At 39.7% G+C, this 25,901-nt stretch carries 26 protein-coding genes; 10 read left to right on the top strand and 16 right to left on the bottom strand.

From position 1 onward, the window contains the following. Window positions 1-3 precede the first annotated feature (3 nt). Together AC1M9N_RS13585 and AC1M9N_RS13580 are read left to right on the top strand one after the other, a co-directional pair. The gene (locus tag AC1M9N_RS13585; protein WP_481592319.1) at window positions 4-834 is read left to right on the top strand and encodes an enoyl-CoA hydratase/isomerase family protein; all 831 of its coding nucleotides are present in this window, start codon (window positions 4-6) and stop codon (window positions 832-834) included. Between the two features lie 85 nt (window positions 835-919). After that, a complete protein-coding gene (locus AC1M9N_RS13580; RefSeq protein WP_481954916.1) occupies window positions 920-2,869 on the top strand; it encodes an acetyl/propionyl/methylcrotonyl-CoA carboxylase subunit alpha in 1,950 nt (649 codons plus the stop codon). Window positions 2,870-2,914: 45 nt separating this feature from the next. Here the strand turns inward: AC1M9N_RS13580 and AC1M9N_RS13575 are convergent, their stop codons facing one another. From AC1M9N_RS13575 to rplM, 5 genes are all read right to left on the bottom strand, one after another. Beyond that, window positions 2,915-3,565: a hypothetical protein gene (locus AC1M9N_RS13575; protein WP_035269490.1), complete on the bottom strand. Its 651-nt coding sequence runs from the start codon at window positions 3,563-3,565 to the stop codon at window positions 2,915-2,917. Window positions 3,566-3,586: 21 nt separating this feature from the next. Next, window positions 3,587-4,021, bottom strand: a complete 435-nt coding sequence (locus AC1M9N_RS13570) for a ClpXP protease specificity-enhancing factor (protein WP_035269488.1) — start codon at window positions 4,019-4,021, stop codon at window positions 3,587-3,589. Between the two features lie 21 nt (window positions 4,022-4,042). Then, the gene (locus AC1M9N_RS13565; protein WP_481596613.1) at window positions 4,043-4,696 is read right to left on the bottom strand and encodes a glutathione S-transferase N-terminal domain-containing protein; all 654 of its coding nucleotides are present in this window, start codon (window positions 4,694-4,696) and stop codon (window positions 4,043-4,045) included. A gap of 872 nt (window positions 4,697-5,568) precedes the next feature. Then, window positions 5,569-5,955: a 30S ribosomal protein S9 gene (gene rpsI / locus AC1M9N_RS13560; protein WP_035270019.1), complete on the bottom strand. Its 387-nt coding sequence runs from the start codon at window positions 5,953-5,955 to the stop codon at window positions 5,569-5,571. A 12-nt stretch (window positions 5,956-5,967) separates the two neighbouring features. Continuing rightward, the gene (gene rplM, locus AC1M9N_RS13555; protein ID WP_035270016.1) at window positions 5,968-6,396 is read right to left on the bottom strand and encodes a 50S ribosomal protein L13; all 429 of its coding nucleotides are present in this window, start codon (window positions 6,394-6,396) and stop codon (window positions 5,968-5,970) included. Between the two features lie 211 nt (window positions 6,397-6,607). Between rplM and AC1M9N_RS13550 the strand changes: the two genes are divergently transcribed. From AC1M9N_RS13550 to AC1M9N_RS13535, 4 genes are all read left to right on the top strand, one after another. Continuing rightward, entirely contained in the window at window positions 6,608-7,030 is a 423-nt protein-coding gene (locus AC1M9N_RS13550; protein WP_481954915.1) for a hypothetical protein, read from the top strand. 118 nt (window positions 7,031-7,148) lie between these two features. Further along, window positions 7,149-8,117: a 4-hydroxythreonine-4-phosphate dehydrogenase PdxA gene (gene pdxA, locus AC1M9N_RS13545; RefSeq protein ID WP_481954919.1), complete on the top strand. Its 969-nt coding sequence runs from the start codon at window positions 7,149-7,151 to the stop codon at window positions 8,115-8,117. A 30-nt stretch (window positions 8,118-8,147) separates the two neighbouring features. Continuing rightward, window positions 8,148-8,960, top strand: a complete 813-nt coding sequence (rsmA, locus tag AC1M9N_RS13540; protein ID WP_035270009.1) for a 16S rRNA (adenine(1518)-N(6)/adenine(1519)-N(6))-dimethyltransferase RsmA — start codon at window positions 8,148-8,150, stop codon at window positions 8,958-8,960. Further along, complete coding sequence (locus tag AC1M9N_RS13535; protein ID WP_180028601.1) at window positions 8,961-9,812, top strand: symmetrical bis(5'-nucleosyl)-tetraphosphatase; 852 nt, start codon at window positions 8,961-8,963, stop codon at window positions 9,810-9,812. It begins immediately after the preceding gene. 78 nt (window positions 9,813-9,890) lie between these two features. Here the strand turns inward: AC1M9N_RS13535 and AC1M9N_RS13530 are convergent, their stop codons facing one another. Genes AC1M9N_RS13530 through hflX form a run of 3 tightly spaced genes read right to left on the bottom strand, consistent with a single transcriptional unit; the run spans window position 9,891 to window position 12,323 of the window. Beyond that, window positions 9,891-10,568, bottom strand: coding sequence for an LrgB family protein (locus AC1M9N_RS13530; RefSeq protein WP_481592326.1), 678 nt, complete (start codon window positions 10,566-10,568; stop codon window positions 9,891-9,893). Between the two features lie 9 nt (window positions 10,569-10,577). Further along, window positions 10,578-10,949 carry a hypothetical protein gene (locus AC1M9N_RS13525; RefSeq protein ID WP_092768555.1) on the bottom strand — a complete coding sequence of 124 codons (372 nt, stop codon included), beginning with the start codon at window positions 10,947-10,949 and terminating at the stop codon, window positions 10,578-10,580. Between the two features lie 42 nt (window positions 10,950-10,991). Beyond that, window positions 10,992-12,323, bottom strand: a complete 1,332-nt coding sequence (gene hflX, locus AC1M9N_RS13520; protein ID WP_481954914.1) for a ribosome rescue GTPase HflX — start codon at window positions 12,321-12,323, stop codon at window positions 10,992-10,994. 378 nt (window positions 12,324-12,701) lie between these two features. Between hflX and AC1M9N_RS13515 the strand changes: the two genes are divergently transcribed. After that, window positions 12,702-13,496, top strand: a complete 795-nt coding sequence (locus AC1M9N_RS13515) for a lysophospholipid acyltransferase family protein (protein ID WP_481587999.1) — start codon at window positions 12,702-12,704, stop codon at window positions 13,494-13,496. 34 nt (window positions 13,497-13,530) lie between these two features. Here the strand turns inward: AC1M9N_RS13515 and AC1M9N_RS13510 are convergent, their stop codons facing one another. Further along, entirely contained in the window at window positions 13,531-15,093 is a 1,563-nt protein-coding gene (locus AC1M9N_RS13510; RefSeq protein ID WP_228143135.1) for a phospholipase D family protein, read from the bottom strand. Window positions 15,094-15,264: 171 nt separating this feature from the next. On the opposite strand from AC1M9N_RS13510, the gene AC1M9N_RS13505 reads away from it, so the two are divergent. Then, complete coding sequence (locus AC1M9N_RS13505; RefSeq protein ID WP_035270000.1) at window positions 15,265-16,275, top strand: metallophosphoesterase; 1,011 nt, start codon at window positions 15,265-15,267, stop codon at window positions 16,273-16,275. A gap of 42 nt (window positions 16,276-16,317) precedes the next feature. Here AC1M9N_RS13505 and AC1M9N_RS13500 read toward each other — a convergent pair whose 3' ends face one another. Together AC1M9N_RS13500 and trhA are read right to left on the bottom strand one after the other, a co-directional pair. Further along, window positions 16,318-17,628, bottom strand: a complete 1,311-nt coding sequence (locus AC1M9N_RS13500; protein WP_035267948.1) for an MFS transporter — start codon at window positions 17,626-17,628, stop codon at window positions 16,318-16,320. A 141-nt stretch (window positions 17,629-17,769) separates the two neighbouring features. Next, window positions 17,770-18,408, bottom strand: a complete 639-nt coding sequence (gene trhA, locus AC1M9N_RS13495) for a PAQR family membrane homeostasis protein TrhA (RefSeq protein WP_481954913.1) — start codon at window positions 18,406-18,408, stop codon at window positions 17,770-17,772. Between the two features lie 103 nt (window positions 18,409-18,511). Here trhA and AC1M9N_RS13490 point away from each other — a divergent pair, with 103 nt between their 5' ends. Both AC1M9N_RS13490 and AC1M9N_RS13485 read left to right on the top strand, forming a co-directional pair. Next, window positions 18,512-19,723: a class I SAM-dependent methyltransferase gene (locus AC1M9N_RS13490; protein ID WP_481609292.1), complete on the top strand. Its 1,212-nt coding sequence runs from the start codon at window positions 18,512-18,514 to the stop codon at window positions 19,721-19,723. 21 nt (window positions 19,724-19,744) lie between these two features. Beyond that, a complete protein-coding gene (locus tag AC1M9N_RS13485) occupies window positions 19,745-20,173 on the top strand; it encodes a GNAT family N-acetyltransferase (protein ID WP_481954912.1) in 429 nt (142 codons plus the stop codon). 38 nt (window positions 20,174-20,211) lie between these two features. On the opposite strand, the gene AC1M9N_RS13480 is transcribed toward AC1M9N_RS13485, so the two are convergent. The 5 genes from AC1M9N_RS13480 to AC1M9N_RS13460 all read right to left on the bottom strand — a co-directional run bounded on the left by AC1M9N_RS13480 (window position 20,212) and on the right by AC1M9N_RS13460 (window position 25,762). Beyond that, complete coding sequence (locus AC1M9N_RS13480; RefSeq protein ID WP_481954911.1) at window positions 20,212-20,541, bottom strand: hypothetical protein; 330 nt, start codon at window positions 20,539-20,541, stop codon at window positions 20,212-20,214. A 113-nt stretch (window positions 20,542-20,654) separates the two neighbouring features. Further along, entirely contained in the window at window positions 20,655-22,787 is a 2,133-nt protein-coding gene (locus AC1M9N_RS13475) for a 3-hydroxyacyl-CoA dehydrogenase NAD-binding domain-containing protein (protein ID WP_481954910.1), read from the bottom strand. Between the two features lie 11 nt (window positions 22,788-22,798). Further along, on the bottom strand, window positions 22,799-24,004 hold the full coding sequence (locus AC1M9N_RS13470; RefSeq protein ID WP_035267939.1) for an acetyl-CoA C-acetyltransferase: 1,206 nt from the start codon (window positions 24,002-24,004) through the stop codon (window positions 22,799-22,801). A 196-nt stretch (window positions 24,005-24,200) separates the two neighbouring features. Further along, window positions 24,201-24,626 carry a hypothetical protein gene (locus AC1M9N_RS13465; protein WP_481954909.1) on the bottom strand — a complete coding sequence of 142 codons (426 nt, stop codon included), beginning with the start codon at window positions 24,624-24,626 and terminating at the stop codon, window positions 24,201-24,203. Window positions 24,627-24,751: 125 nt separating this feature from the next. After that, complete coding sequence (locus AC1M9N_RS13460; RefSeq protein ID WP_092768523.1) at window positions 24,752-25,762, bottom strand: AraC family transcriptional regulator; 1,011 nt, start codon at window positions 25,760-25,762, stop codon at window positions 24,752-24,754. Window positions 25,763-25,901 lie beyond the last annotated feature (139 nt).

The following is a 25,901-nucleotide window of genomic DNA, read 5'->3' as shown; positions in this document are numbered from 1 at the left end:
GATATGACATTATCAAGTTCAATTGCCAATTTAGAGGTTGATGGCAGCATCATCCTAGAGCAAGACGGTGGCATTTTAACGTTATGGTTAAACCATCCTGAAAGCCGTAATGCCATGAGCCTAAAAATGGTGGAATCCATTCAGGCTGTATTTACAGCAATTAAAGATGATGTGTCTGTACGTGCTGTAATTTTACGTGGTAAAGGTGGTCATTTCTGTGCAGGTGGAAACATCAAAGATATGGCGGGTATCCGTGCTAAAGCCATGGAAGTCGGCAATAACACACCTTATACCGATTTTAACCGTACCTTTGGTGCAATGATTGAGCAAGTGGATCAAGCACCGCAAACTGTAGTTGCTGTACTTGAAGGTGCTGTACTTGGTGGTGGTTTTGGTTTGGCATGTGTATCTGATGTAGCCATTGCTCATGCAGAAGCACAATTTGGCTTACCTGAAACTGGCTTAGGGATTTTACCTGCACAAATCGCACCGTTTGTAGTGACACGTGTTGGCTTAACTCAAGCACGTCGCTTAGCACTTTTAGGAATGCGTTTTAAAGGTCAAACTGCTTTAGAGGTGGGGATTGTGCATCAAGTGGTTGCAGATGAAGTTGAACTTGCATCGGCACTTGAAGAAACCATTACCCAAATCAAACGCTGTGCGCCATTGGCATCTCGTGCAACCAAAGCATTATTACATCGTACCACCAAAGAAGAATTGGGGCCGTTATTAGATGATGCAGCACGCCAATTTGCAGAAGCAGTGGCAAGTGCAGAAGGCATGGAAGGTACTATGGCGTTTATCCAAAAACGTCAGCCAAGCTGGGCAGAATAAACCACATTCCAACGCCTGTATGAATGTGAATTAAAAAGGATACGCTCCTCAAAACAAGAGGAGCCTAAAGAATATTGGTGGAACTATGGCGTTTACAAAAGTATTAGTTGCAAACCGTGGTGAAATTGCTGCTCGTGTGATGCGTACAGCAAAAGCCTTAGGTTACGAAACCGTTGCTGTGTATTCTGATGCCGACAAAAATGCGCGTCATGTACAAGTAGCAGATGAAGCTGTTTATATTGGCCCTTCAAAAGTATCAGAATCTTATTTGTCGATTGCAAATATCATCGAAGCGTGTAAGAAAACGGGCGCAGATGCCGTGCATCCGGGTTATGGTTTCTTATCTGAAAATACTGATTTTGCTGCAGCATGTGCAGAAAATGGCATTACCTTTATTGGTCCGCCAGCAGGTGCGATCGAGCTCATGGGTAGCAAGCGTTTGTCTAAAATCGCCATGATTGAAGCAGGTGTACCTTGTGTACCAGGTTATGAGGGCGACCAACAAGACATCGACTTTTTAGCAGATCAAGCGAAAAAAGTAGGTTTTCCATTGATGGTGAAAGCATCAGCAGGTGGTGGTGGACGTGGTATGCGTCTTGTACATCAAGAAGCTGATTTGCTTGAAGCCTTAAAAACTGCACGTTCTGAAGCAGAAAATGCGTTTGGTTCGGGTGAGCTGATTATCGAGAAAGCAGTCATTGCACCTCGCCATGTAGAAATCCAAGTCTTTGGTGATACACATGGTAACTACGTGTATTTATTTGAACGTGATTGCTCGATTCAACGTCGTCACCAAAAAGTAGTTGAAGAAGCACCATGTCCAGTATTGACTGAAGAAACACGTCAAGCAATGGGGAATGCCGCAGTTGCAGCCGCTAAAGCATGTAACTACGTGGGTGCAGGTACAGTTGAATTCTTACTTGACCAATCAGGTGAGTTCTATTTCTTAGAAATGAATACACGTCTACAAGTAGAGCATCCTGTAACAGAAATGATTACTGGTCTTGATCTTGTGGAATGGCAACTTCGTGTGGCAAACGGTGAAACTTTACCGCTTAAGCAAGAACAATTGACTATGAATGGTCATGCCATTGAAGTGCGTTTATATGCAGAAGACCCACGCCAAGACTTCTTACCACAAACAGGTAAAGTATTGCGTTGGCAACCTGCGGATTTAGAAGGCGTACGTATTGACCACGGCATGATGCCAACCGATGAAGTTAGCCCATTCTATGATCCAATGGTCGCAAAAATTATCGTACATGGTAAAACACGTACCGATGCAATCCGTTTACTTGCACGTGCGGTGAATGACTCTGTACTGCTTGGTGTAAACAGTAATAAGGAGTTTTTAGTTAACTTATTACGTCATCCACTTGTGGTGGAGGGTGATGTGAACACTGGTTTTATTCAACAGCATTTCCAAAATGATGTGAGTTTGAATAAACAGAGTCTAAATTTAGAAAGCTTAGCATTGATTGCAGCGTTGTTGATAAATGCATCTGCGCAAACAGATTGGAACACAGGAGTTTCTTCAGCATTGCCACTGAAACTTCGATATGATGATCAAAAGTTAGATCTCATTGTGCATCGTGATGGTCGTTCAGTGAGTGTTGAAACCTGTGGTGAAAGCCAGTCGATTGAGGTTGTAGCGCAAAATACACAGCAATTGATTTATAGCATTAATGGAATTCGACGTCGAATCGACTATGTTCTTGATGGTAATTTTGTTTATTTAGATCGCGCGAATGGCAACGTCATGGTGGAAAATATTACCTATTTACCACCTGAGACTGCCGATGTGGCAGGGGATGGTAAAATTCGTGCCCCAATGGATGGAGCAATTATAAATGTCATTGCTCAACCTGGAGAGCGTGTAACTAAAGGGCAAACATTATTGATTCTTGAAGCGATGAAAATCCAACAGCAAATTAAGTCAGATGTCGACGGTGTTGTGGGTGAAATCGTAGGACAAGTTGGTCAGCAAGTGAAAAAACGTCAAATCTTGATGAATATTGAGGTTGATGCTGAATAAGCAATAAAAAAAGCCATCTAACGATGGCTTTTTTTATGACCGGATTTATGCAAATACTGTTTGTACGGCACAGTAAAGCACCCAAAGAATTGCAATCGCAACTACAGGTTCTAAAACTTTTGCCCAAGTTGGTGTAGCCACTACTTCTGGCTCAGCAACATCGTGGTGATCATGTTGAACTTGATTGACCATGTCATGAAACTCCTTCATCGTTTGGTCTAATGATATCTCTTCTTGAATGACAGGTTGAGAACCAATCAACTCATTTAGGTTATTTGTTAGCCAAACCCAATCTTTTGCTTTACCAGAGAGATGTTCAACTTGACCCTGAAGTAATTCATTCATGCCTTGTAGTTGATAATGACCTGTTACATCAAGTTGTTTAAGTTCATTAAGCTGTAAGGTCAAAATCTCTGATGTCGCAGTTTCAAGTTCTTGATGAGACAGCGTAGACTGATTATGTTGAGATGTCGTCAAATGCCGTGCGACTTCTTGAATATAAAGTTGGTCAGCGGCATGAATTTCTTGGTATATTTTTTTTTCGTCTTTACGCCATAGGCTGATGAGTTTACCTAAAGCTAAGATATTTAATTCATTGAGATATTCATGCCGTTGTTCAGCTGGATACTGTTTCAACAGCTGAGGCTTTTGAATTTTGGTCTGCTCAACAAAATATTGTACTAAATCAAAAGCCATTCAACTCTCCTGTAAGTTTTTTCAATCCAAAATTCTTAAACTCGGTTTTTTCTTTGGTGCTTCATTTTCTTGATTTTGTTGCTGTTTAGATTCTATCGGATTTTCATCCGTTTGTGCATTGGCATATTCATCAGGATCAAAGAATAATCCTTGACCATTTTCTTTTGCATATAACCCGAGTACAGCATTGATTGGCACATAAATATCTTTGGAAACACCACCAAAACGTGCAGAAAAGGTAATCGCTTCATTGCTCATGTGTAGTTGATGCACAGCATGTGGCACGATATTTAAAACAATCTGACCGTCTTGAACGAACTGTGTAGGTACATCGGTATAAGGCTGTGTGGCATCTACCAGTAGATATGGGGTGAGATTGTTATCGCAAATCCATTCATAAATCGCACGTGCTAAATACGGGCGAGTTGGACTTAATTTGATTTCTTGATCAGACATGTGACTCACTCTTTTGCTTTTTTAAGCGGATTTTAATTCAGGACTATAACGATTTTTTTCCTGAACCGTCATGGACTTAATGAAGGCTGGACGACTGAAAACACGCTGGCAATATAAATAAAACGGGCGGCATTGTTGCTTTGGAAGCTCAATACCCATCGTTCTTAACCGTATAAAAATCGGTGCCAACATGCAATCTAAAATTGTAAATTGTTCAGACATGAAATAAGGATAGTGCTGAAACAAAGGTGTCAGCGAGATAAGCGTATCTTTTAACTTTTTTTGGGCTGCCTTTTGTGCGTCAACATCAAGTGTGTCTGGGTGGCGCAACATATCATCTGCAAGTTTTAACCAGTCATTTTCAAAACGCCATATATATTGGCGTTGTTCTGCACGTGGAGCAGGAGCATCTGCATATAACTTATTCTGACGATAGCGATCATCTAAATATTCAGAAATGATGGATGTATTGAAAAGTTTTAACTCATTTTCAATCATCATCGGGAGTCGATTGTATGGATTTAAACTCGCAAGATCCTCGTTGTCTTCGTCGACAATAAATAAATTATGTTTAATTTGTTTTTCTGCCAGTAAGAAGCGAATCCAATGCGATCGAAAGTCATCTGCATGACTATAAATGGTGATGCCTTGTAATGGGGTGGTTTCGACTGACATATTCCAATCAAAGTATTAATGAATAGATAAGGATACTAAAAATGCACGCTAAAATCATCGTTTAATGAGCGATGCATATTAAAACACTTGAATTTTATATTGAGTCGTATTTATGTCTGGAACGTTTTTTTTTTAATTTTTATCCTTGCATTGTTGAAATTCAATCTTAAACTTTTTTATCCAAAGCGATGTAAAAAGCCGATCTTTAAATCGGCCTTGTGCACTAATGTATGATTCCACTCCACCATTGACGGACGTCGCGATTGTTAGTTAATGCACTTGTGTCGCCTGGTCTAAGTTTATAGCCACACTTGTAAACCACTGAGAATTTTTGACCTAAAGATCGATGTACCAGACTGTTATTTTGTACAGGATATCCATCTGAGCATCCAACTAACTCTAATGCTTTATTTATGTTTTCATATGAAGACATTAATCTTTGTATGGGTCCATCACAAACATGCTTACCCGTATTGGATTGCCAGCAAACGGCTAAAGCATCTATTGATTGTGAGTTATTTGCTTGTGCAATATTGGATGTACCTAATATTGTAGCGGCTACGGCGAATGATAAACATATTTCCCTATTTAACATTTTTATCCTCTTAATTTAAAAAACTGCATGAAAGTATTTTTAATGAAGTTATAAAAAGTTAACAATCCTCAAATTGGGATAGATGATTAAGCATATGTTTGTTTAAGTCAGTCAAAATAGAGCAATAAAAACTAGCGTCTTTTTATTGATATCAGAGTTTAATATTCATTTTAAAGTATCGTGTACGACTGATTTTCATGAGTAAGGGAAAATATAAAGATGAAAAAAAAACCTTGGCATAAGCCAAGGTTTTTTTTGTCCGAATTCGGAAAACGAATTAACGTTTAGAGAATTGTGGACGTTTACGAGCTTTACGTAAACCAAGTTTCTTACGTTCAACTTCACGAGCATCACGAGTAACGAAACCAGCTTGACGAAGAGCAGGTTTTAAAGTTTCGTCAGCAGCGATCAATGCACGAGTAATACCGTGACGGATTGCGCCAGCTTGACCACCGATACCACCACCAGCAACAGTGATGTAAAGGTCATATTTCTCAGTAGCATCTAAAAGCTCAAGTGGTTGACGTACAACCATACGAGCAGTTTCACGACCGAAGTATTGTTCTAAAGAACGGTTGTTAATAACGAGTTTACCAGTACCAGCAGATAGGAAAACACGTGCAGTTGCGGTCTTACGGCGACCTGTACCATAGTTAGTAGCCATGTGCTGTATCCCTTAGATGTCCAAAACTTGTGGCTGTTGAGCTGTGTGAGGATGCTCAGCACCAGCATACACTTTCATTTTCTTGATCATAGCATAACCAAGAGGACCTTTTGGCAACATGCCTTTTACAGCGCGTTGGAAGATTTCTTCTGGCTTGTGAGCAACTAATTTTTCAAAGTTAGTTTCACGGATACCACCAGGGAAACCAGTGTGGCGATAGTATTTCTTATCAAGTGACTTATTACCAGTTACTTGAACTTGCTCAGCATTGATAATTACGATGTAATCACCAGTGTCAACGTGAGGAGTATAAGAAGTTTTGTGCTTACCGCGTAAACGACGTGCGATTTCAGTCGCAAGACGACCTAAAGTTTTGCCAGAAGCATCAACAACGTACCAGTCGTGTTGAACTTCAGCTGGCTTAGCGCTGAGAGTTTTCATTAACCACTACCTATTATAGTTGGTTTGGACGGTGGAATCTGTCCAAACAAAAAGGAGAGCGAATTCTAGCGGAAAAACACTAGAACCACAATCAAAATATTAAGATTTCGAGAGGCATATTCTATTTAATTTAGATTGAAAAGTATAGCGGTTTATTTAATCAATTTCTTTTAGAATGAGGAAATAATCATAATAATAGCTTTGAGTTTTGATGAGTTCACAAAATAATAATGATCGTTTCTCTCCTCCTGTTCATCATTCAGATTTATCTTCACGCCATGATCAAATCAAAGTGAGCAAGGTGACGAAATTTTTGACCGGATTTTTATTCATTTTTCTCGGAATATATTTAGCGTTAGGCATGGTGTTTGGCACTATTTATGGAATCGATGTTTTAAGTGTCATTCTTATATATTCAATGTATGCACATTTTATGATTTTCCCTTGGATCATCTATTTAATCGGTGGCTTTGGTTTCTTGTGCATTAAAGATTCAACATTTTATTCAGCGCGTTCAACGATTGGACAGATTCTTTTGTTGGGTTTGTTCTTCGTCATCGTGATTGTATGTGTATCCGAAGTCGCTCATGCTTTTGGTCTATTAAATGCAAGATTTCGTATGGATTGGCGCTAAAAGACTCAAAAGAACGATTAAAAAAATCAGAGGGCTAAGATTTTACCATTTTGGTATTGTTGAACATCCTACATTCGATCTGTATTAAAATAATAAAAATCCTTGAATGATGATCGTTATGCTTCCTTTGTATGTCACCAGCGGTGAGCCTGCTGGAATTGGTCCTGATATCTGTTTAAGCCTTGCGCAACGTTTGGATGAGCGTCCACTCGTCGTGCTTGCTGATATACAAATGCTCAAGCAACGTGCAGAAAAACTTCATCTTGAAGTTGAAGTGATTGAGTATCAAGGGCAACAAACATCGTCAAAAGTGGGTCAGCTTTATGTGGAACATATTCCTTTAAATGAAACTGTAGTACTTGGTGAGTTAAATGCTCAAAATGCGAGTTATGTCTTAGAGCAACTCCGCCGTTCTGCAGACTATGCGATGTCAGGTAAAAGCGTTGGCGTGGCGACAGCACCTGTACAAAAGTCAGTGATTAATGAGGCAGGTATTCATTTCAGTGGTCACACTGAGTTTTACCAAGAGTTTGCTGGTGTGTTACGCGTGGTCATGATGCTGGCAACCAAAACCTTACGTGTTGCACTTGCAACCACGCACTTACCCCTTCGTGCGGTTGCGGATGCGATTACAGCTGAGCGCTTGCATCAGGTCATCGAAATCCTGATTCATGATTTAAAATCAAAATTTAAAATCGAATCTCCCAAAATTTTGGTGTGCGGTTTAAATCCTCATGCAGGTGAAGATGGTTATTTAGGAGTGGAGGAGATCGAAGTGATTAATCCTGTACTTGAACGCTATCGTGCGCAAGGGATAGACATGAGTTTATGTCTGCCTGCAGATACCTTATTTACACCAGAAAATTTAAAAGATGCCGATGCAGTTTTAGCCATGTATCACGATCAGGGATTACCTGTGTTAAAATCTCAAGGATTTGGTGAAGCCATTAATATTACTTTGGGCTTGCCGTTTATTCGCACCTCTGTCGATCATGGCACAGCACTCTCCCTCGCAGGTACTGGACTTGCGAAAAGCTCGAGCTTACATGTGGCTGTGGACTTAGCGCTCGATTTAGCGCGTCAGTGATCTTGTCTTAATTACACGTTGGAAATCTTTATGTATCAGATTAATGCCTTAAACCCGAAAGATGAAGGGCATCACACGCGTAAGCGTTTTGGTCAAAACTTCTTACATGACCAACGTGTCATTGCCAAAATTGTGCGTTCGGTGAACCCGCGTACTGGTGACAATATTGTTGAAATTGGTCCAGGTCTTGCTGCTTTAACATCGCCTTTAATTGGTGAATGTGATGCTTTGACTGTCATTGAATTAGACCGTGATTTAGCAGCTGGATTACCGGGTCGTGTACCGCATCCTGAACGTTTAACTATTGTGGAAACTGATGCTTTACGCTACGACTTCACTGAATTGTTTGATGGTCGTCCGTTGCGTGTTGTCGGTAACTTACCTTATAACATTTCTACGCCTTTGTTATTTCATCTCTTAGAGTTTGGTGACAAGGTCAAAGACATGCACTTCATGTTGCAAAAAGAAGTGGTCGATCGTATTACGGCATCACCAAATACCAAAGAATATGGTCGTTTATCAGTCATGATTCAGTACTACTGTAAACCGACATTCTTGTTTGAAGTGCCACCTGGTTCGTTCAACCCACCACCCAAAGTAACTTCTGCGGTATTTCGCTTAGAGCCGTATGATGTAAAACCAATAGTGGCGAAGAATGAAAAAGCCTTGGCACGTTTAGTCTCCCATGTATTTACACAACGCCGTAAGACACTTCGCAACAGTTTAAAAGGCATGTTGCAAGAGGAAGGATTTGAAAAAGCTGGTGTTGATCCAATGGCGCGTCCAGAAACATTAACACTTGCTCAATTTGTTGCACTTGCAGATCAAATGGTAGATGCATAAATGGCTGGTGAAAACATTCGATATAATTACGTGATTGGTGATGTTCAGGGCTGTTTTGAAGCTTTGAAAATGTTACTCAAGGAAATCAAATTTGATCCTGATCAGGATTTTTTATGGTTTGCGGGTGATTTAGTCGCACGTGGTGAAAACTCGATTGGCGCTTTACGTTTTATCAAGAAACTGGTCGATCGAGGCGTTGCTGCGACAGTCTTGGGTAATCATGATTTGACCTTGTTAGCGTGCGCAAGGGGTATTAAAGAGATTAAAGAGAAAGACAATACTCGTGATGTGATTGATGCGATTGACAGTGATGATTTAATCGACTGGTTACGCAAACAACCCTTATGTTTATGTCCAAATGAAAATATTGTCATTACACATGCGGGTATTCCACATATTTGGACAGTAGAGCAAGTGAAACAGTTTGCTCAAGAGGTTGAAACGGTTATTGCGCATGATGATTTTGATGTTCTGGATGCATTTTTGAAAGAAATGTATGGTAAAGAACCTACATTATGGTCAGATGATTTAACAGGACATGAGCGCTTACGATGTATCGTGAATTATCTAACCCGTATGCGTTTGACTGATCCAGAGGGTCGACTTGAATTTAGTTTTAAAGACGCTTTAGATGAGCCGATGCCAGCTGGCTATCAGCCATGGTTTGAATATGAGTCGAAAGCTGCTCAAACTCATCAAGTCATTTTTGGACATTGGGCTGCCTTACAGGGCAGAACAATATCTGCGCATATTCAGAATGTTGACGGTGGTTGTGTCTGGGGCAATCAATTAATGGCGTATCGTCTTGAAGATCAGCAAATGTTTGCTGTAGATAATCCTATGTTTGCATAGAATCATCTACTTTAGGTCGTTTTCGTCTAATAAAAAAGCCACTCATCAGTGGCTTTTTTATTTTCAATCGTGGGTAAATCAAGAGGTCGCTTTTAAAAAGTGAATAAAAGTAGGGAGCCAAACGGCTGTAAACGTTGCATTTACCGCCATACCAAATGCAGCATAACGACCAGCTACACTGCCTCGTTGCCAAGCTTGAGCTGTCCCAATCGCATGAGCTGCTAAGCCGAGTGCTAAGCCTGAGGCACGCTCATCATTAATATGACGTAGTATGAGTGGTGAAAAAGCTGCGCCGATAACACCAGATAAAATGACGATTAAAATGGCTAAGCTAATTGGTGCATGGAGTAAGGTCGCAATATTAATTGCGATTGGTGTCGTCACTGCACGTGTAGCGAAAGCCATAATGGTCGAATCCGCCATATGCAGTAAATAGGCTAAGCCCATAGGCAATGCGACTGCACTGACACTAGCAAACACTAATATTCCTAAAATGCCTTTTAGTGGTAAATCGTCATAACGCATCGCTGCAAGAGGGATCGCGAGAGCCACTGTGACGTATCCTAATAAATGATCAAAAATCGGATTGACATCTTTCATGTAGTGATCATAAGGAATACCAATAATCAGTAAGATGACGATCACAAAGAACATCCCGAATACAATTACAGGAACCTGTGGTACGACACGGTTACAGGGTTTTGAAATTAAATAGGCGAATAACGTAATAGCAAAGCCGATTAAAATTGCGAGCATATTTCTCTCCTATAACCAGCGTTTTGCCATTTTGGCGTAAACCCAAAGTGGAATAAGTGTACTTAACGTGAGTACGAGTAAAAAAAGAGGAATTTCTTTACCCATATGAACCAACATAACCAATGCCCCAGCACTAATTGGTAAAAATGCGAAAGCACTTTCTTTCATGATTTTATTATTTACATCGACAACTCTGGTTGGAAGAGTGCCAAATCTACGCCAAGCAAACAGTACAAGTAGTAAGGAAAGCAACCCGACAAGATTGCCCAGTTCGGGATGATTCAATTGAGTCATAAGCCAAACTGAACCTTCTCGGAAGCCAATAATAAGCACTATGGTGCCAATCCATGCTGGCCAATCTATCGTTTTCATCCACTGCATCATGATTATACTTTTAACATTATTTATCACGTTTTAACTGATTTATGATTTGATTTCAAACTCTTCTAAAGGTCTTTTAAATTGTTGCGCCTTATCACCAAGAATTTGATCAATTGGTAAATGTGCTTGTTTTATAAGTTGCTCTAATTTATGTGGCGCAATTTGAATATTTAAAATCAAATGACCTAGATCATCATAATGTTCAGACTGAATCACATTTAATTCATACAGTTGATTGCGTAATTTGCCATATTCAGGTCTGAGTGTGAGTTCAAATTGTTGTATTTGCCCCATTAAACACGCTTGAACGGCTTGTCGCAGTAAATCTAAACCTTGACTTGAGTGTGCTGAAACATAGACTCGATCAGGCAAATTGGGAGAAGCATAAATGATTTTAGGTTCTTCACCCGTTTGATCAATTTTGTTGTATACGCGTAGTATTGGCACTTGAGCCCCAATTTCTTTTAGGACTTTTTCAACAGCATCAATTTGCTCAAGCTTTTCTGGACTATTTGAATCGATAACATGTAAAAGCAAAGTCGCCTCAAGTGTTTCTTCAAGGGTTGCTTTGAATGACTCTACTAACGAGTGTGCAAGATTGCGAACGAATCCCACTGTGTCAGCCAAGACCAATGTTCCAATGCCATCCCAATTTAATCTTCTTAAAGTTGGGTCAAGAGTTGCGAACAATTGATCTGCTGCATACACATCACTTTCAGCAAGAATATTAAATAGGGTGGATTTTCCTGCGTTGGTATAACCGACTAGAGACACTGTTGGAATAGACGCTTTTTGACGCGCTGCACGACCTTGAATTCGTGTTTGGCGGACTTTTTCAAGTTTGTCTTTGAGCTGGGTTATGCGGAGACGAAGTAAACGACGATCTGTTTCTAATTGTGTTTCACCTGGACCACGTAAACCAATACCACCTTTTTGGCCATCTAAGCCCATGCGACCACCCACTAAACGTGAAGCGAGATGGTCTAACTGAGCCAATTCAACTTGTAGTTTACCTTCATGTGTGCGTGCGCGTTGTGCAAAAATATCTAAGATAAGGCGAGTACGATCGATGACACGACATTGAATAACACGCTCGAGATTACGTTCTTGAGATGGTGTGAGGGAATGATCGAAAATGACAATATCAGCTTCTACCGCTGCAACAAATTCGGCGATTTCTTCAGCTTTACCCGAACCAATAAAAAATTTAGGGTCAGGTTTAATACGTTGAGCTTGTATATGTTCAAGAATCTCTGCACCAGCAGATTTGGCCAATAAACGAAATTCTTCTTGATCAAGATCTTCTAATATTTGGACATTAACACTCACCAAGACCGCACGTTCATTTGCTTGATTTTGTCCAGTAACTTCCACTCAGCTAATACTCCACATCAAAACTCTAGTGTAGAGGAAATTGAACAATTGAGGGAAATAGATTTAAATTAACCTAAAGCAGTTTTGAACATAAGTATAAACGCCAGCATAAATAAAAAGACGCCACCGACAATTGATGCCAATGAGAAGAGTGCCGACCAGATGGGAATGACTTGATTTGATGGTGATTGAGTTGTAGTTTGCATAATTTTTAAATCTATAAATTCGATTTAAAAATTATATTTTATTGGGTATTTGAATTGAAATTGAATTTTCAAATCTATGTATACGGTTTTTATAATCAATGCATCTCTGGTGAGCTCAGTATAGAATGGAGCTATAGTGGATAACGCCTGTTATTATTTAGTGAAATAATTTATGACAAAATTAACGCCTAAAAAACTCAATTTATTTTCAAAAACAGCGCTATATAGCCAAAAAATCATCTCAGGTACTGCTGCTGTCACTGAAGGGTTTTATTTAATTTTTAGGCATCAAATGTATAAAAATCCGAATAATCCAAACAATACTCGCTATGTACAACATTTTTGCCGTCGCTTATGCAAAGTTTTTAATATCGATTTACAAGTACATGGCAACATTCCTCGTGAACCCGCATTATGGGTGAGCAATCATATCTCTTGGTTAGATATTCCTGTATTAGGTTCGAGTGCGCGTGTATTTTTCTTAGCAAAAGCAGAAATTGAAAATTGGCCGATTTTTGGGAAACTTGCCAAGGGTGGTGGAACACTGTTCATTAAACGAGGTTCAGGAGATTCGGTCCGTATTAAAGAGCAAATCACAGAATTTTTGAAGCAAAATATTCCTGTCTTATTTTTTCCAGAAGCAACCACGACTGATGGAACTAAAGTCAAAAAAGTGCATGGAAGACTTTTAGCTGCAGCTATCGAGGCTCAAAAACCAGTGCAAGTTTGTTTAATCTGTTATGTCAATCAAGAGGGGGAGTTAGATCAGGTTGCTCCCTTTATTGGAAATATTGGATTTACAGCGCATCTCAAAGCAGTATTGGAAATGCCTCAAGTCGTTGCACATTTAACAGCTTTGCCCACGATTGATGTTACTGGACATACAGTTGAAAGCTTAACGAGAGAAGTGCAACTCAGAATGCAGGAAGGATTGGAAGTATTACATCAAAAAGTACTCAAAGCTTAATCAGTAAAAGCAGGGATCATGATGATCCCTGCTTTTACATGAATCCTTCGATTGGCAACCAGGAGATAACTTTCAAGCTTGCTTTTTGCCACCATTTCATTTTTGGTTCTTTGGTATAGATTTTAATACCTTCAGGTGTCGCTTGTTTCCAATTAATATTATTTTGTGAATCTAGAACTAATTTATAGGCATATTTTTTTAGGTTCTGATCCATGGTTTTATGCACAGCTTGCGCTAGGGGCTGGCTGTTTAAAATGACGCCTATTTCAGTATTTAAATTGGCTGAACGTGGATCAAAATTAAATGATCCGATAAATACTTGCTTATCATCCAAAGCCATCATTTTCGCATGTAGGCTTGAGCGACTCAGCCCTTTAAGGCTCACTTTGGACTGCTTAGAAATTTCAATATTATTTTTATTTTGGAATTCTTCTGGCAAAGCAGGGAGGAACTCATATAACTCTACGCCGTTTTGCAGTAAATCTTGACGGTATTTCGCATAAAACGCATGTACAAGTGCAACATCATTGGCTTTAAAAGAGTTGGTCAGTACACGAACTTTAACGCCATCTTGTGCGATTGCACTTAAACGTTGCTCACCCTTGCGCTCAGGAACGAAGTAAGCGGAAATGATATCGACACTTTTTTCTGGTTTCTCTAAGCGTTCAACCAGTTGAAAGTTGAGATGTTCTTCTTTCTTAGCTTTCGCTTTGATTTTTTCAGGAGAATCTTTAATGACTTCTGCTTTCACCCAATCCAGCTTAATTTCTTGATTGAGCCAACGATCAAAATCATGAGATTCACGAGTAATTTCAACATAACTACGTACAGCACCATCATCAAAGTGCTCTTGCAATTGCTGTTTTAAACCTTCATAGCGCAATGTATATTGTTGATGATTGACAATATTTTTAACTGGATAGGCATATTCATGATTCCAGTACTCATCAAATGAGTGTGTAATATCACTTACTGCATGACCGACAAGCATGACATCAACATCTGAAAATTGATATCGGTCACTGACATTGTAGTATTGATTACTCATATTTCGGCCGCCAATCAGGGTAATTTGATTGTCAGCTGTAAACGTTTTGTTGTGCATCCGTCGATTGATACGTTTCAGATCCAAAATCATATCAACGGGTCTAAGGCGTCGGAATTTATAAGGATTGAATAACTTTACGTCAATGTTTTGATGTTGATCCAGCGCGAGATAAATACTTTCCATCGTCTTAGCGTTATTGTCATCCATTAACAATCTGACTTTTACACCACGATCAGCAGCTTGAATGATTTTATAAAGAGCCAATGCACCTACACGGTCGTTATCCCAAATGTAATATTGAAGGTCGAGTGTTTTTTCGGCTTTCTCAATTAATTGAAAACGTGCAGCTATCGCTTCGATTGGATCATATAAAACATGAAAACCTGTTAATTCAGGATTCTTAATTTTCAAAGGTTCGACAATTTGCGCCAATGAAGTGTCATGAGTGTCGATGTCATACGCATATTGAGGTGCAACAGCTTGTTGAGTGGGTAAAGTTGAGCATGCGGGTAAAGCAAGAATCAAACATGAACTCATGATGAAGCGCATTTTAAAAGATGTTTTCTTTTGGCGATTCAATTGTTGAGATTGATTCTTTTCCATGTGATTTGCTTGCATAATCTATTCTTTGAACTCAATGTGCTAAAGTATAAAGAGCACCATTTAAAAGATAAATGAACCACTCAGATTATTCGTCTGATTTAATGAAAGAGATTGAATATGTGGACAACAAATAACATCCTTGCTGCGTTCTATATTATTTTCTCGCTCTTCGCTATTTGGGGAGTCACGCAAGCATGGATGAGCCAATCTCGAACTGAAACCATACATCCATTTAAAGCCTTTGTTCATCTCTTGGCATTTTATCTTTCTTATTTACTTGTTCCGTTGTGGTTTTTTAGTATTTTTGCTACTTGGCAAGGTATATTTTCATTGCATGAAGGTGTGTTTATTTTCTTGTTGAGCAGTGTATTGATTTATGCACGTTTCATTGAGCCACATCGTGTAGTAGTGAATAACCTGAGTTACAAGTTAAGTTCGGCGCAACCCTTTAAACATCCGATTAAAGTGGCATTAATTGCAGACTTACATATTGGATTGTTTTCTGGGCATGAAAGACAACTGAAAATTATCGTGAATAAGATTAATCAAGCTCAACCAGATTTAGTGGTTGTGGCAGGTGATTGGACCTATGAACCAGAAAATAAGCTGGCAGAAGAGCTCCGAGTATTAAGAGAAATTCAAGCGCCTGTCTATTCTGTGAATGGTAATCATGATGAGCAATATCCAGGTCCACCGATTCAGGCATTATTAAAAGATGCGCTAGCTTCAAATCAGGTGATGGATATTGAAGGTAAGATTGTTGAGTTTGATGAGTTTAGATTGATTGGTGTGGGGGATTTGTGGGCAGGTAAGGCTGACATGCGGGATATGCCTGATTTACCACAAGATAAGCCGTGGTTAATTCTGTCACATAATCCGGATACGGTGGATATGGTGCCAAAATTGCCAACTCATCCGTTGATGTTGTCAGGGCATACTCATGGGGGACAAGTGGAGCTTCCGTGGTTGACAGATTACATCATGAAAAAAGTGTCTATCTTGGGTCATAAACGTGGTTTATATAAGCATGAACATGCCAATGTTTATGTGTCCGTAGGTACTGGCATGGTAGGTGTCCCATTCAGATTCAGAGTACCACCGATGATTGATATCATTGAGCTCAGCTAATAAAAAAACCGGCTTAAGCCGGTTTTTTATTAGCTGAAAGCATCAAATTTGATTATTCACATCATCATGTTTCGTTTCGCGAATCATGAGGAAAGCAATCAGCGAAAGGATTGATGCAGCCGTCAAATAATAGCCTACTGCAGACAAACCATATTCAGTTGCCAATTTCGTTGCAATCAAAGGTGCGAAAGATGCACCAAAAATACCAGCAAGGTTAAATGTTAACGCCGAACCAGTATAACGCACCGATGTCGGGAAGATTTCTGAAAGTACCGTACCGATTGGACCATAGGTTAAGCCCATAATCGCAAGACCAATACATAAGAATAAGAACACAATCAGTGTGCTTCCTGACTCCAACATGTCCGCAAAGAAAATACCAAAAATAGCAGAAATTACACACACCGCGATCGAAGTGGTTTTACGACCGAACTTTTCCGCAAAAATTGCAGAAAGGGGAATAAATGCTGCAAAACAAAGCGTTGCAACCAACTGAAGTTGTAGGAACTCTTCACGAGAGTAACCTAATTGTTTTGTACCCCATTGCAAAGCAAATACAGTGGTTAAGTAAAAAACTACGAAAGTACAAATGGCTGCAATCGTTCCGAGTACAAGCATTTTTGAATGCTTTTTAAAAACTTGTACAAAAGGAACATTAACTTCTTTTTGTTTATCAAGCACGTTTTGGAATGCTGGCGTTTCATGCAATTTTAAGCGAATCCACAAGCCTACAATCACCAATAAGGCACTTGAAATAAATGGAATACGCCATCCCCAGGACATGAAAGCTTCTTCACTCATGAATGCCCCAAGCGTAAGAAAAGAGCCTGTAGCAAGGATGAAGCCGATTGGTGCACCAAGTTGAGGGAACATACCGTACCAAGCACGTTTGCCTTCTGGCGCATTTTCAGTTGCGAGTAGAACTGCACCTGACCATTCGCCACCTAAACCTAAGCCCTGACCTAATCGGCACAAAGCTAAAAGTAAGGGTGCCACAATGCCAATTTGCGCATAGGTTGGAAGTAAACCAATCGCAACGGTAGAAAGTCCCATGGTTAGCAAGGCTGCCACTAAGGTTGCTTTACGACCGATTCGATCTCCCAAATGACCGAATAGTGCGGCGCCGATAGGACGTGCGATGAATGCGATTGCAAAAGTTGCTAATGATTGAATCGTTGCTGTCATAGGATCTGTACTTGTTGGGAAGAACAAGTAGGGGAAAATAATGACTGCAGCTGTAGCGTAGATATAAAAATCGAAGAATTCGATGGTTGTACCAACGAGACTTGCGGTTAGTACCCGAGTTTTAGAGTTTGCGGGCTGAGCTTGTTGTGATGCTGTATTAGACGCCATGAGAGACCTTACACTTACTAAAAATAAAAAACTTAGATTTAATAGCGTAATCTTTTTAAAAAAGGCGTAATTTCTTAAAAAAATACGAAATACCAACTTGCTCTACGGTGTTAGGGTTGCTAGACGATGTAGTTAAAGTGGTTATAGCACGTAAAGATAAATAGACAGGAAATGTGATCCTGCACCTATCAATACAAAAATATGCCAGATAGCGTGAGTGTATCTTACCTTTTTTAAAGCATAAAACAATGCGCCTATGGTGTAAGCAAGGCCGCCAATTATAAGTAAGGTTAAACTTTGATCAGATAAATATGTGCGCATATCATCAATCACAAGTAATGCTAACCATCCCATTGCGAGATAGGCAAAAAGCGATATTTTTTGAAAATGGTGAATAAACACCAATTTGAATAAAGTCCCAATCGCCGCAATTGCCCAAAGTGCAATTAATAAATAGTGAGCTTTTTGCGTTGGTAAAGCTATAGATAGAAAAGGAGTGTATGTTCCTGCGATGAGATAATAAATAGCCGTGTGGTCCAATTTTTTAAACCAACCCCGACGCTCAGGTGTTTCCGCAAAATGATAAAGACTAGATGCCGTAAAGAGTAGAACTAAACTAAGTCCATAGACCCAAAGCCCGATCCATTGTACCAAAGGATAAGCAGCACCTTTTATAATCAATAAAATGGCACCGATGACGGCCAAGACAGCACCAATGGCATGACTGATGAAATTAATTTTTTCTTCTAATGGATCATACGAAGCAGGAGATGCTTTCATTGTTCACTTACACATTTAATTATACATCTGTATCGTAATTGAATTTTGCTTTTCGCGTAAGACGCATTAAAATTTAATAGCATTTCTTTTTTTGGCACTGTTTATGACCGTTTCGGCATCTTCCACCCCGCAAGAGCAACAATTTCTTGAAGCATTTCATCAAGCATTAGCTTCTCAGCGTTTTGATCGTATGATTCTGAGCCAATATCAAGGTGAGATAGAAGCTTTAGAAAAGATGACTTTACGCATGATTCGATTACAAGATGAATGGATGCTGAATGTTCTGTATCGCTTTAAAACTCAAGATGTGACCAAAAATTTTCCAATTGATGAAGCTGATCCGTTGGTGAGTAAATTGGTTAGTGAATGCAAACAAGCCAATCTTTTTACATTGGACAGCGAGTTACAGCTCAAGAAAAATAAGAAAAAATCGATCTTAACTCAGAGTAAAAAGGCTTCAGTCTCCAAGATCATTGAAAAATCACACGACCGTCAAAAACACCGTTTTGTTGAGCAAGAAAGTTATTTTCTTCAACCGTTGGGTATTACGGATCAAAAAGAACAAATTATTCCAAGCATGGCGCGTAAGTGGAAACAGATTAATAAATTTGTTGAGATTTGCTCAGGCGCATTAAACCAAATTCAAGTTGATCAGCAGCTCAACGTTGTCGATTTTGGCTCAGGTAAAGGTTATCTCACCTTTGCACTGTATGACTACTTACAAAAAAATGATTATAATCCTTATGTTACAGGTGTGGAACTGAACGAGAAAATGGTTCAATTCTGTCAAGATGTTGCCCGTAAATCAGATTTTAAGCATTTAGATTTTTTCCAAGGAGATGTACGAACTTACTCGCCTGAAAAACTCGATGTCATGATTGCGTTGCATGCCTGTGATGTAGCAACTGATTTTGCGATTCATACCGGTATTCGATTGAATGCGCAAATGATTATGTGCGCGCCGTGCTGCCACAAAGAGTTGAGACCTCAAATGCAAAGTCCCTCTGTATTAAAACCAATGTTGCAGTTTGGTATTCATGAGGGGCAACAAGCTGAAATGCTGACAGATACAATTCGAGCGCTATTGTTAAAAGCCTATGGTTACGAGACTAAAGTTTTTGAATTTGTGGCTTTGGAACATACCAGCAAAAATAAAATGATTTTAGCCACCAAGCGCAAAGATTTGAACGCACCAGATCAGCAAGTGTTAGATCAAATAATTGCATTAAAAAATATGTATGGTATTCAAAAGCACTCATTAGAGTTGCTTCTAAAAGGAGAGTGGGAGCAACAAAATATTGGTGAAAAGTGCTAACACACCTTTGGGAATTAACACATGAGTAATGTCTTCGATGTTCAAGTAGGTTCATGGTCGCAATTAAAGTGCTACGCGATGCAGATACGAGAGCAAGTATTTATTCTGGAACAACAAATTTCACCTGAAGACGAATGGGATATGGAAGATGATACATCGATTCATTTCGTTGTTTTCCATGAAGGTGAGGCAATCGCCACGGCTCGACTACTTCAAAACCATAGTATTGGAAGGGTAGCAGTCATAAAGGCTTATCGAGGAAAAGGTGTTGGGTTTGAGCTCATGAAATTTATAATTGAGTTTGCTCAAAGGGAAAAGCGACCAACCTTGAATCTTTCTGCTCAAGTTCATGCATTACCATTTTATCAACGTTTAGGGTTTGAGCCCCAAGGTAAGGAATACTTAGATTGTGGTATTCCTCATGTTTATATGACGATGCAGCTTGAATAAAAAAACGGAGCCAATGCTCCGTTTTTTCATCACAAATATCAATGACTATGTGAACCTGATTCACCATCATGTGTATGACTGTGTTCGCCCATTGCTGCGTGTTCATCTTCAGTCATATTGTGTTCAGTTGCACTAGCTTGAGCAGCTTTGTTGGCTTCTATTTTTTCTGCTGCTTCTTCAGACATCACAGGTGATGCTTTGAATGCATGATGTTCACTGGTTTCTGTTCGTTGTTTACTTGGCATATAGTCAGGTTCATTTTCAATGGCTATATAGAAAATCACCATAAATATAATACTTAAAATGATCGCGATAATTAGCGCTTTCCAACCCCAAGGAGATTTTTCTGGTGAAGAATGATCAGTCATAATGCTATACCAAGTTGGGTAAAATGAATCTGAGAATATGTTACTTTATAACACATATTTATCGACAAGACCGAAAAAAACCTCTCCGAAGAGAGGTTTTTAATTTATATCAATCAGATTGATTGACCAGACTGAACTTTGTCCTTGAGGAGTTGAGGTGCTTTAAAACGCTCACCATACTTCGCTTCAAGCTGATTCGCGCGCTCAAGCGCTTGTGCGAGTCCATATTGATTAAGGAACTGTAAAGCGCCGCCAGTCCAAGGGGCGAATCCTATGCCAAAAATAGAACCGATATTTCCATCAATGACAGACTCTAAAACTCCCTCCTCCAAACAGCGCAGCGTATCCAAGGATTGAACAAATAGGAAGCGATCAATCATTTCTTGTTCAGAAATATCTGTTTCTTTCGTCCAATGGTTTAAACCATCCCAAAGGTATTTTTTACCACTTTCTGGATATTCATAAAAACCAGTACCAGCAGCTTTCCCTTTACGCCCAAATTCATGGATCATTTGCTTTAAAACATCTTCAGCAGGGGAGTGTGGTAAATCTTTGCCTTCAGCCTGAAGCGCTTTACGCGTTTCGTTGGTCACATGCTCAGACAAGGTTAATGCGACTTCATCTTGGATTGCTAATGGACCGACTGGCATACCTGCTTTTAAAGCAGCCATTTCAATTTTGGCTGGATGTACTCCCTCAGCCAGTAAACGCAAACCTTCGTTGACAAAAGTACCAAATACGCGGCTGGTGAAGAAACCACGACTATCATTAACAACGATAGGTGTTTTTCCAATTTGTTGAACATAATCATAGGCTTTAGCTAGTGTCTCAGCTGAAGTCTCTTTACCTTTAATAATTTCAACCAACTGCATTTTATCAACAGGGCTAAAGAAATGCAGTCCAATAAAGTTTTTCGCATCTTTACTTGCTGTTGCAAGACCTGTGATTGGTAAGGTTGACGTATTAGAAGCCATCACACCGCCGTCAACCAAATATTGCTCAGCTTCTTGAGTTACTTTGGCTTTGAGTTCTTGATTTTCGAATACAGCTTCAATGATTAAATCACAGCCTTGTAAATCGGATGCATTCGCTGTAGGGGTAATGAGAGATAAAATTTGTTCGCGCTTTTCAGCAGTCATTCGACCTTGTGAAACACGTTTATCTAACAGTTTTTGACTATATGCCTTACCTTTTTCCGCATTTTCAATCGATACATCTTTAAGGACGACTTGAATCCCCTTAACCGCTGTCGAGTAGGCAATGCCAGCACCCATCATTCCAGCGCCTAAAACACCTACTTTAGTCGCTTGCCATTTTACAGGCTCTTTAGGGCGGCTTTCACCTGATTTGATCGCATTCAGTCCATGCCAGAAAGTACCAATCATGTTTTTCGCAACTTGACCAGTTGCCAGATACGTAAAATAGCGAGATTCAATAGTTAATGCAGTATCAACATCTACCTGAGCACCTTCAACGGCAGCAGCCATAATGGCTTCAGGGGCTGGATAGCAACCTTTTGTTTTGTCACGCAACATTGCTGGTGCAATCGCAAGGACTTGAGCCACTTGAGGTGATGATGGCGTACCACCTGGAATTTTGTATCCTTTAACATCGAATGGTTGTTGAGATTTTGGATTTGCTTTAACCCAAGCAATCGCTTTATCCATGAGCTCTTGTTCAGAATCAGCCGTATCTTGAATTAAGCCTAGAGATTTTGCTTTTTCTACACCAAATTGTTTGCCTTCCATCAGGAAAGGAAAAGCATTCTGCAAGCCGAGCAGTCGTACCATACGCACGATACCACCGCCACCTGGTAACAATCCTAAGGTAACTTCAGGTAGACCAAATTTAGCTTTAGGATCATTTAATGCAATACGAGCATGACAGCCTAGTGCGATTTCCCAACCACCACCGAGAGCTGTTCCATTTAATGCAGCAACAACAGGTACACCCAAGGTTTCAATATAGCGGAATTCCGCTTTCATTTTTTGAATCATGCCAAAGAATTCAGTGGCGTGTTCTGGTTGAGCTTGAATCAACTCATCTAAATCACCGCCTGCAAAAAAGGTTTTCTTTGCAGATTTAAAAATGATACCTGTAATGCCAGATTCGGCTTTCAGTTTTGTTACCGTCTCTTCCAAAGCAACTCGGAAATCTGCATTCATGGTATTGGCAGACTGATTAGGTGAGTCTAAGGTGAGAATAACAATGCCATCAGCATTTTTTTCAAATTGAATTGCACTCATTATTCTTCTCCTTATACCAATTCAATGATCGTTGCGATACCCATACCACCACCTACACACAGTGTAGCCAAGCCACGTTTTTTACCTTGACGCTCAAGTTCATCGAGCAACGTACCTAAAATCATGGCACCTGTCGCACCGAGTGGATGACCCATTGCAATTGCACCACCATTTACATTGACTTTTGCAGGATCGACATTGAGTTCATTAATAAAGCGCATTACTACAGCCGCAAACGCCTCGTTCACTTCAAATAAATCGATATCATCAATGGTTAAGCCAGCTTTTTCCAAAGCTTTGCGTGCCGCAGGTGCTGGACCAGTTAACATGATTGTTGGATCAGTTCCGACAAGCGCAGTTGCTAATACTTTGGCACGTGGTTTTAAGCCTTGTTCTTGAACCGCTTTTTCAGATGCAAGTAGAACAACAGCAGCGCCGTCTACAATGCCTGAAGAGTTTCCTGCATGGTGAACGTGATTAATCTTCTGAGCTTCTGGATATTTTTGTAATGCGACTGCATCAAATCCCATACCACCCATCATTTCAAAGCTTGGATTTAATTTGGCTAAGCCTTCAACGGTAGTCGTTGGTTTGATGAACTCGTCTTTATCTAAAACGACAACGCCAGCTTTATCTTTTACTGGTACAACTGATTTATTGAAGTAACCATTCGCTTGAGCCGCTGCTGCTTTCTTTTGGGAATCTGCAGCAAAAGCATCTACATCAGCACGAGAGTATCCATCTAAAGTTGCGATTAAATCAGCACCAATCCCTTGTGGAACAAAGGTAGATTTCAGGTTTGTTTCTGGATCGAGTGCCCATGGCCCGCCATCGGAGCCCATTGGAATACGCGACATTGACTCTACACCACCTGCAACGACAACATCTTCCCAGCCTGAACGAACTTTCTGTGCAGCAAGATTGACAGCTTCTAGTCCTGAAGCACAAAAACGGTTGATTTGAACGCCTGCTACATCATCATTCCAGCCTGCAGCAATTGCAGCAGTTTTAGCGATATCACCGCCTTGATCACCAATTGGAGTTACACAACCCAGCACGATGTCATCGACTTTAGAAGTATCGAGTTGATGGCGAGTTTGAAGTTCATTTAACAGCGTTGTGAGTAATGTGATTGGTTTTACTTCATGTAAAGAACCATCTTTTTTTCCTTTTCCGCGTGGTGTGCGAATGGCATCAATGATGTAAGCCTCGCTCATAATAGTTCCTTTTTTATAGGTTGAAATTGTTATGGTGTTTTGAGTGTAGATGATCTATGTGATTGTGCAATGACGAGAACGGATGAGTCGTTTGATATTTTTGGTCACTGAAAAATTAAGTGTTTTAAATTGTGAAATGAAAGTTTTTGACGAATTAAAAAAAATTTGTATTGCGAATGCTTTGATTATAATTTTGCTATATCAAATCTTTGGCGCTTGATATGGCAAGCTTTACACCATAAGAACCTTCATCATCTTTATCAACATACCAACCACCGTTAATTACAGCGGGCACTTTTTTATTGATAATCTGCCCTTTCAGCTTTTCAGCTTCTAATTTACTTAAATAGCCAACTGTTAATCCGTTGATTTCAACTTTGATTGCATTTGGATCGTATTGGTTAAATGGTTCTGACAGAACATGAGCAGTACATTCATGAAATTTAGATACAGCTTTTTTTTGACCAGCTATTTTAGGTAAATTTTTTTGATATGCATTTTCTCCGACAATATTATAAGTGTACTGTATATCAGCTTGAGGTCGAGAGCTGTGCGATTTTACACTGTAAAAATAAATTGCTATTCCAATCAAAATTGAGATTAAGATTGCAGTAAGTGTCATCTTATTATTCCTTTAAATATTACGAATATTTTAATTTCAACTTGAATATTTTTGTTAAATAAGCACTTAAATCCATATGTAAAAAAAAGCCTGAACAATGTCAGACTTTTTTATGTTTGAATAAATTAATGATAACCATGTAATTGACGATACAGTCCTGGTGTTACCCCTGTCCACTTTTTAAATGCTCGGTGGAAGGTACTGGTTTCACTAAAGCCGACTTGTTGTGCCACATCTTCTAAAGTTAAAGATGGGTTTAACAGTAAGTGAATTGCAGCGTCTCGACGTAAGGCATCTTTTACACCTTGATAGCTCTTACCTTCAGCAGCTAAGCGACGGCGAAGCGTCTGTGGTGATAAATAAAGCATGGCTGCAACATCATTTAATGTTGGCATTTCTTCACCAATTTGGCTCTTCAATACTTCACGAATACGTGATGTGAGCGAATTGGTATTTTTGAATTTCACCAACAGTTTCGCTGGAGCACCTTTTAGAAACTCTTCCAAGGTGTTTTCATCTTGGCGAATTGGAAGATCTAAGTAGTCTGCAGCAAATGTGATTTCAGTACGAGCTGAATCAAATTGGATTACTGGCGCAAAAAATAACGCATCATATTCATCTGCATGTTGTGGGCGTGGATATGAAAAATGTACACGCTCTAACGGGATACGACGCTCAATGAGCCACGATGCCAAACCATGCCAGATCATGAGCATACTTTCAGTAATGAAATGGTCAGGATCCATTGTTTTTGGAATGAGTGGAACTAAGCGTGCTTCATGCTTATCGCGCTCTAAAGTCACAGACCACTCATCACCAAATAACTTGTAGAACTGTGATGATAACTCAAGCGCATCACCTAAAGTTTTGGCATGTATGATCAATTGACACATGATCGCAAAGGTCCCTAAGCGACGTGGCTGGATATCAAAACCAACGTGTTCATCTTGGGTGACCATCCACAGCATTTTAACAAAGCGTGTGTACTGCTCAGGAGAAATACGTGCTTTAGGTTGGCGGAGTAGTTCAGCTTCAATGCCGACATGTGAAAGTAAAGTGTCAACATCCATCCCTAGACGTTTTACCCCAGTCAGGGCTGCATTCACAAAATGGATACTTATCGTATCGCGACTCATGTTAAATCCTTCAGTCTCTTTGATGTTCACTGCTACTTGACCTAAATGACGCAAAAAATAATTTAATTGGCAATTATCACTAGAGTAATTGCTCTTTTACATCATAAATTGCCGAAATGATCAAGGTAAATGGCTGAAC

Source organism: Acinetobacter sp. ANC_7655, from assembly GCF_056784015.1.
Note: the sequence above shows the minus strand (reverse complement) of the source record. Positions and strands in the feature narration are given on the sequence as shown.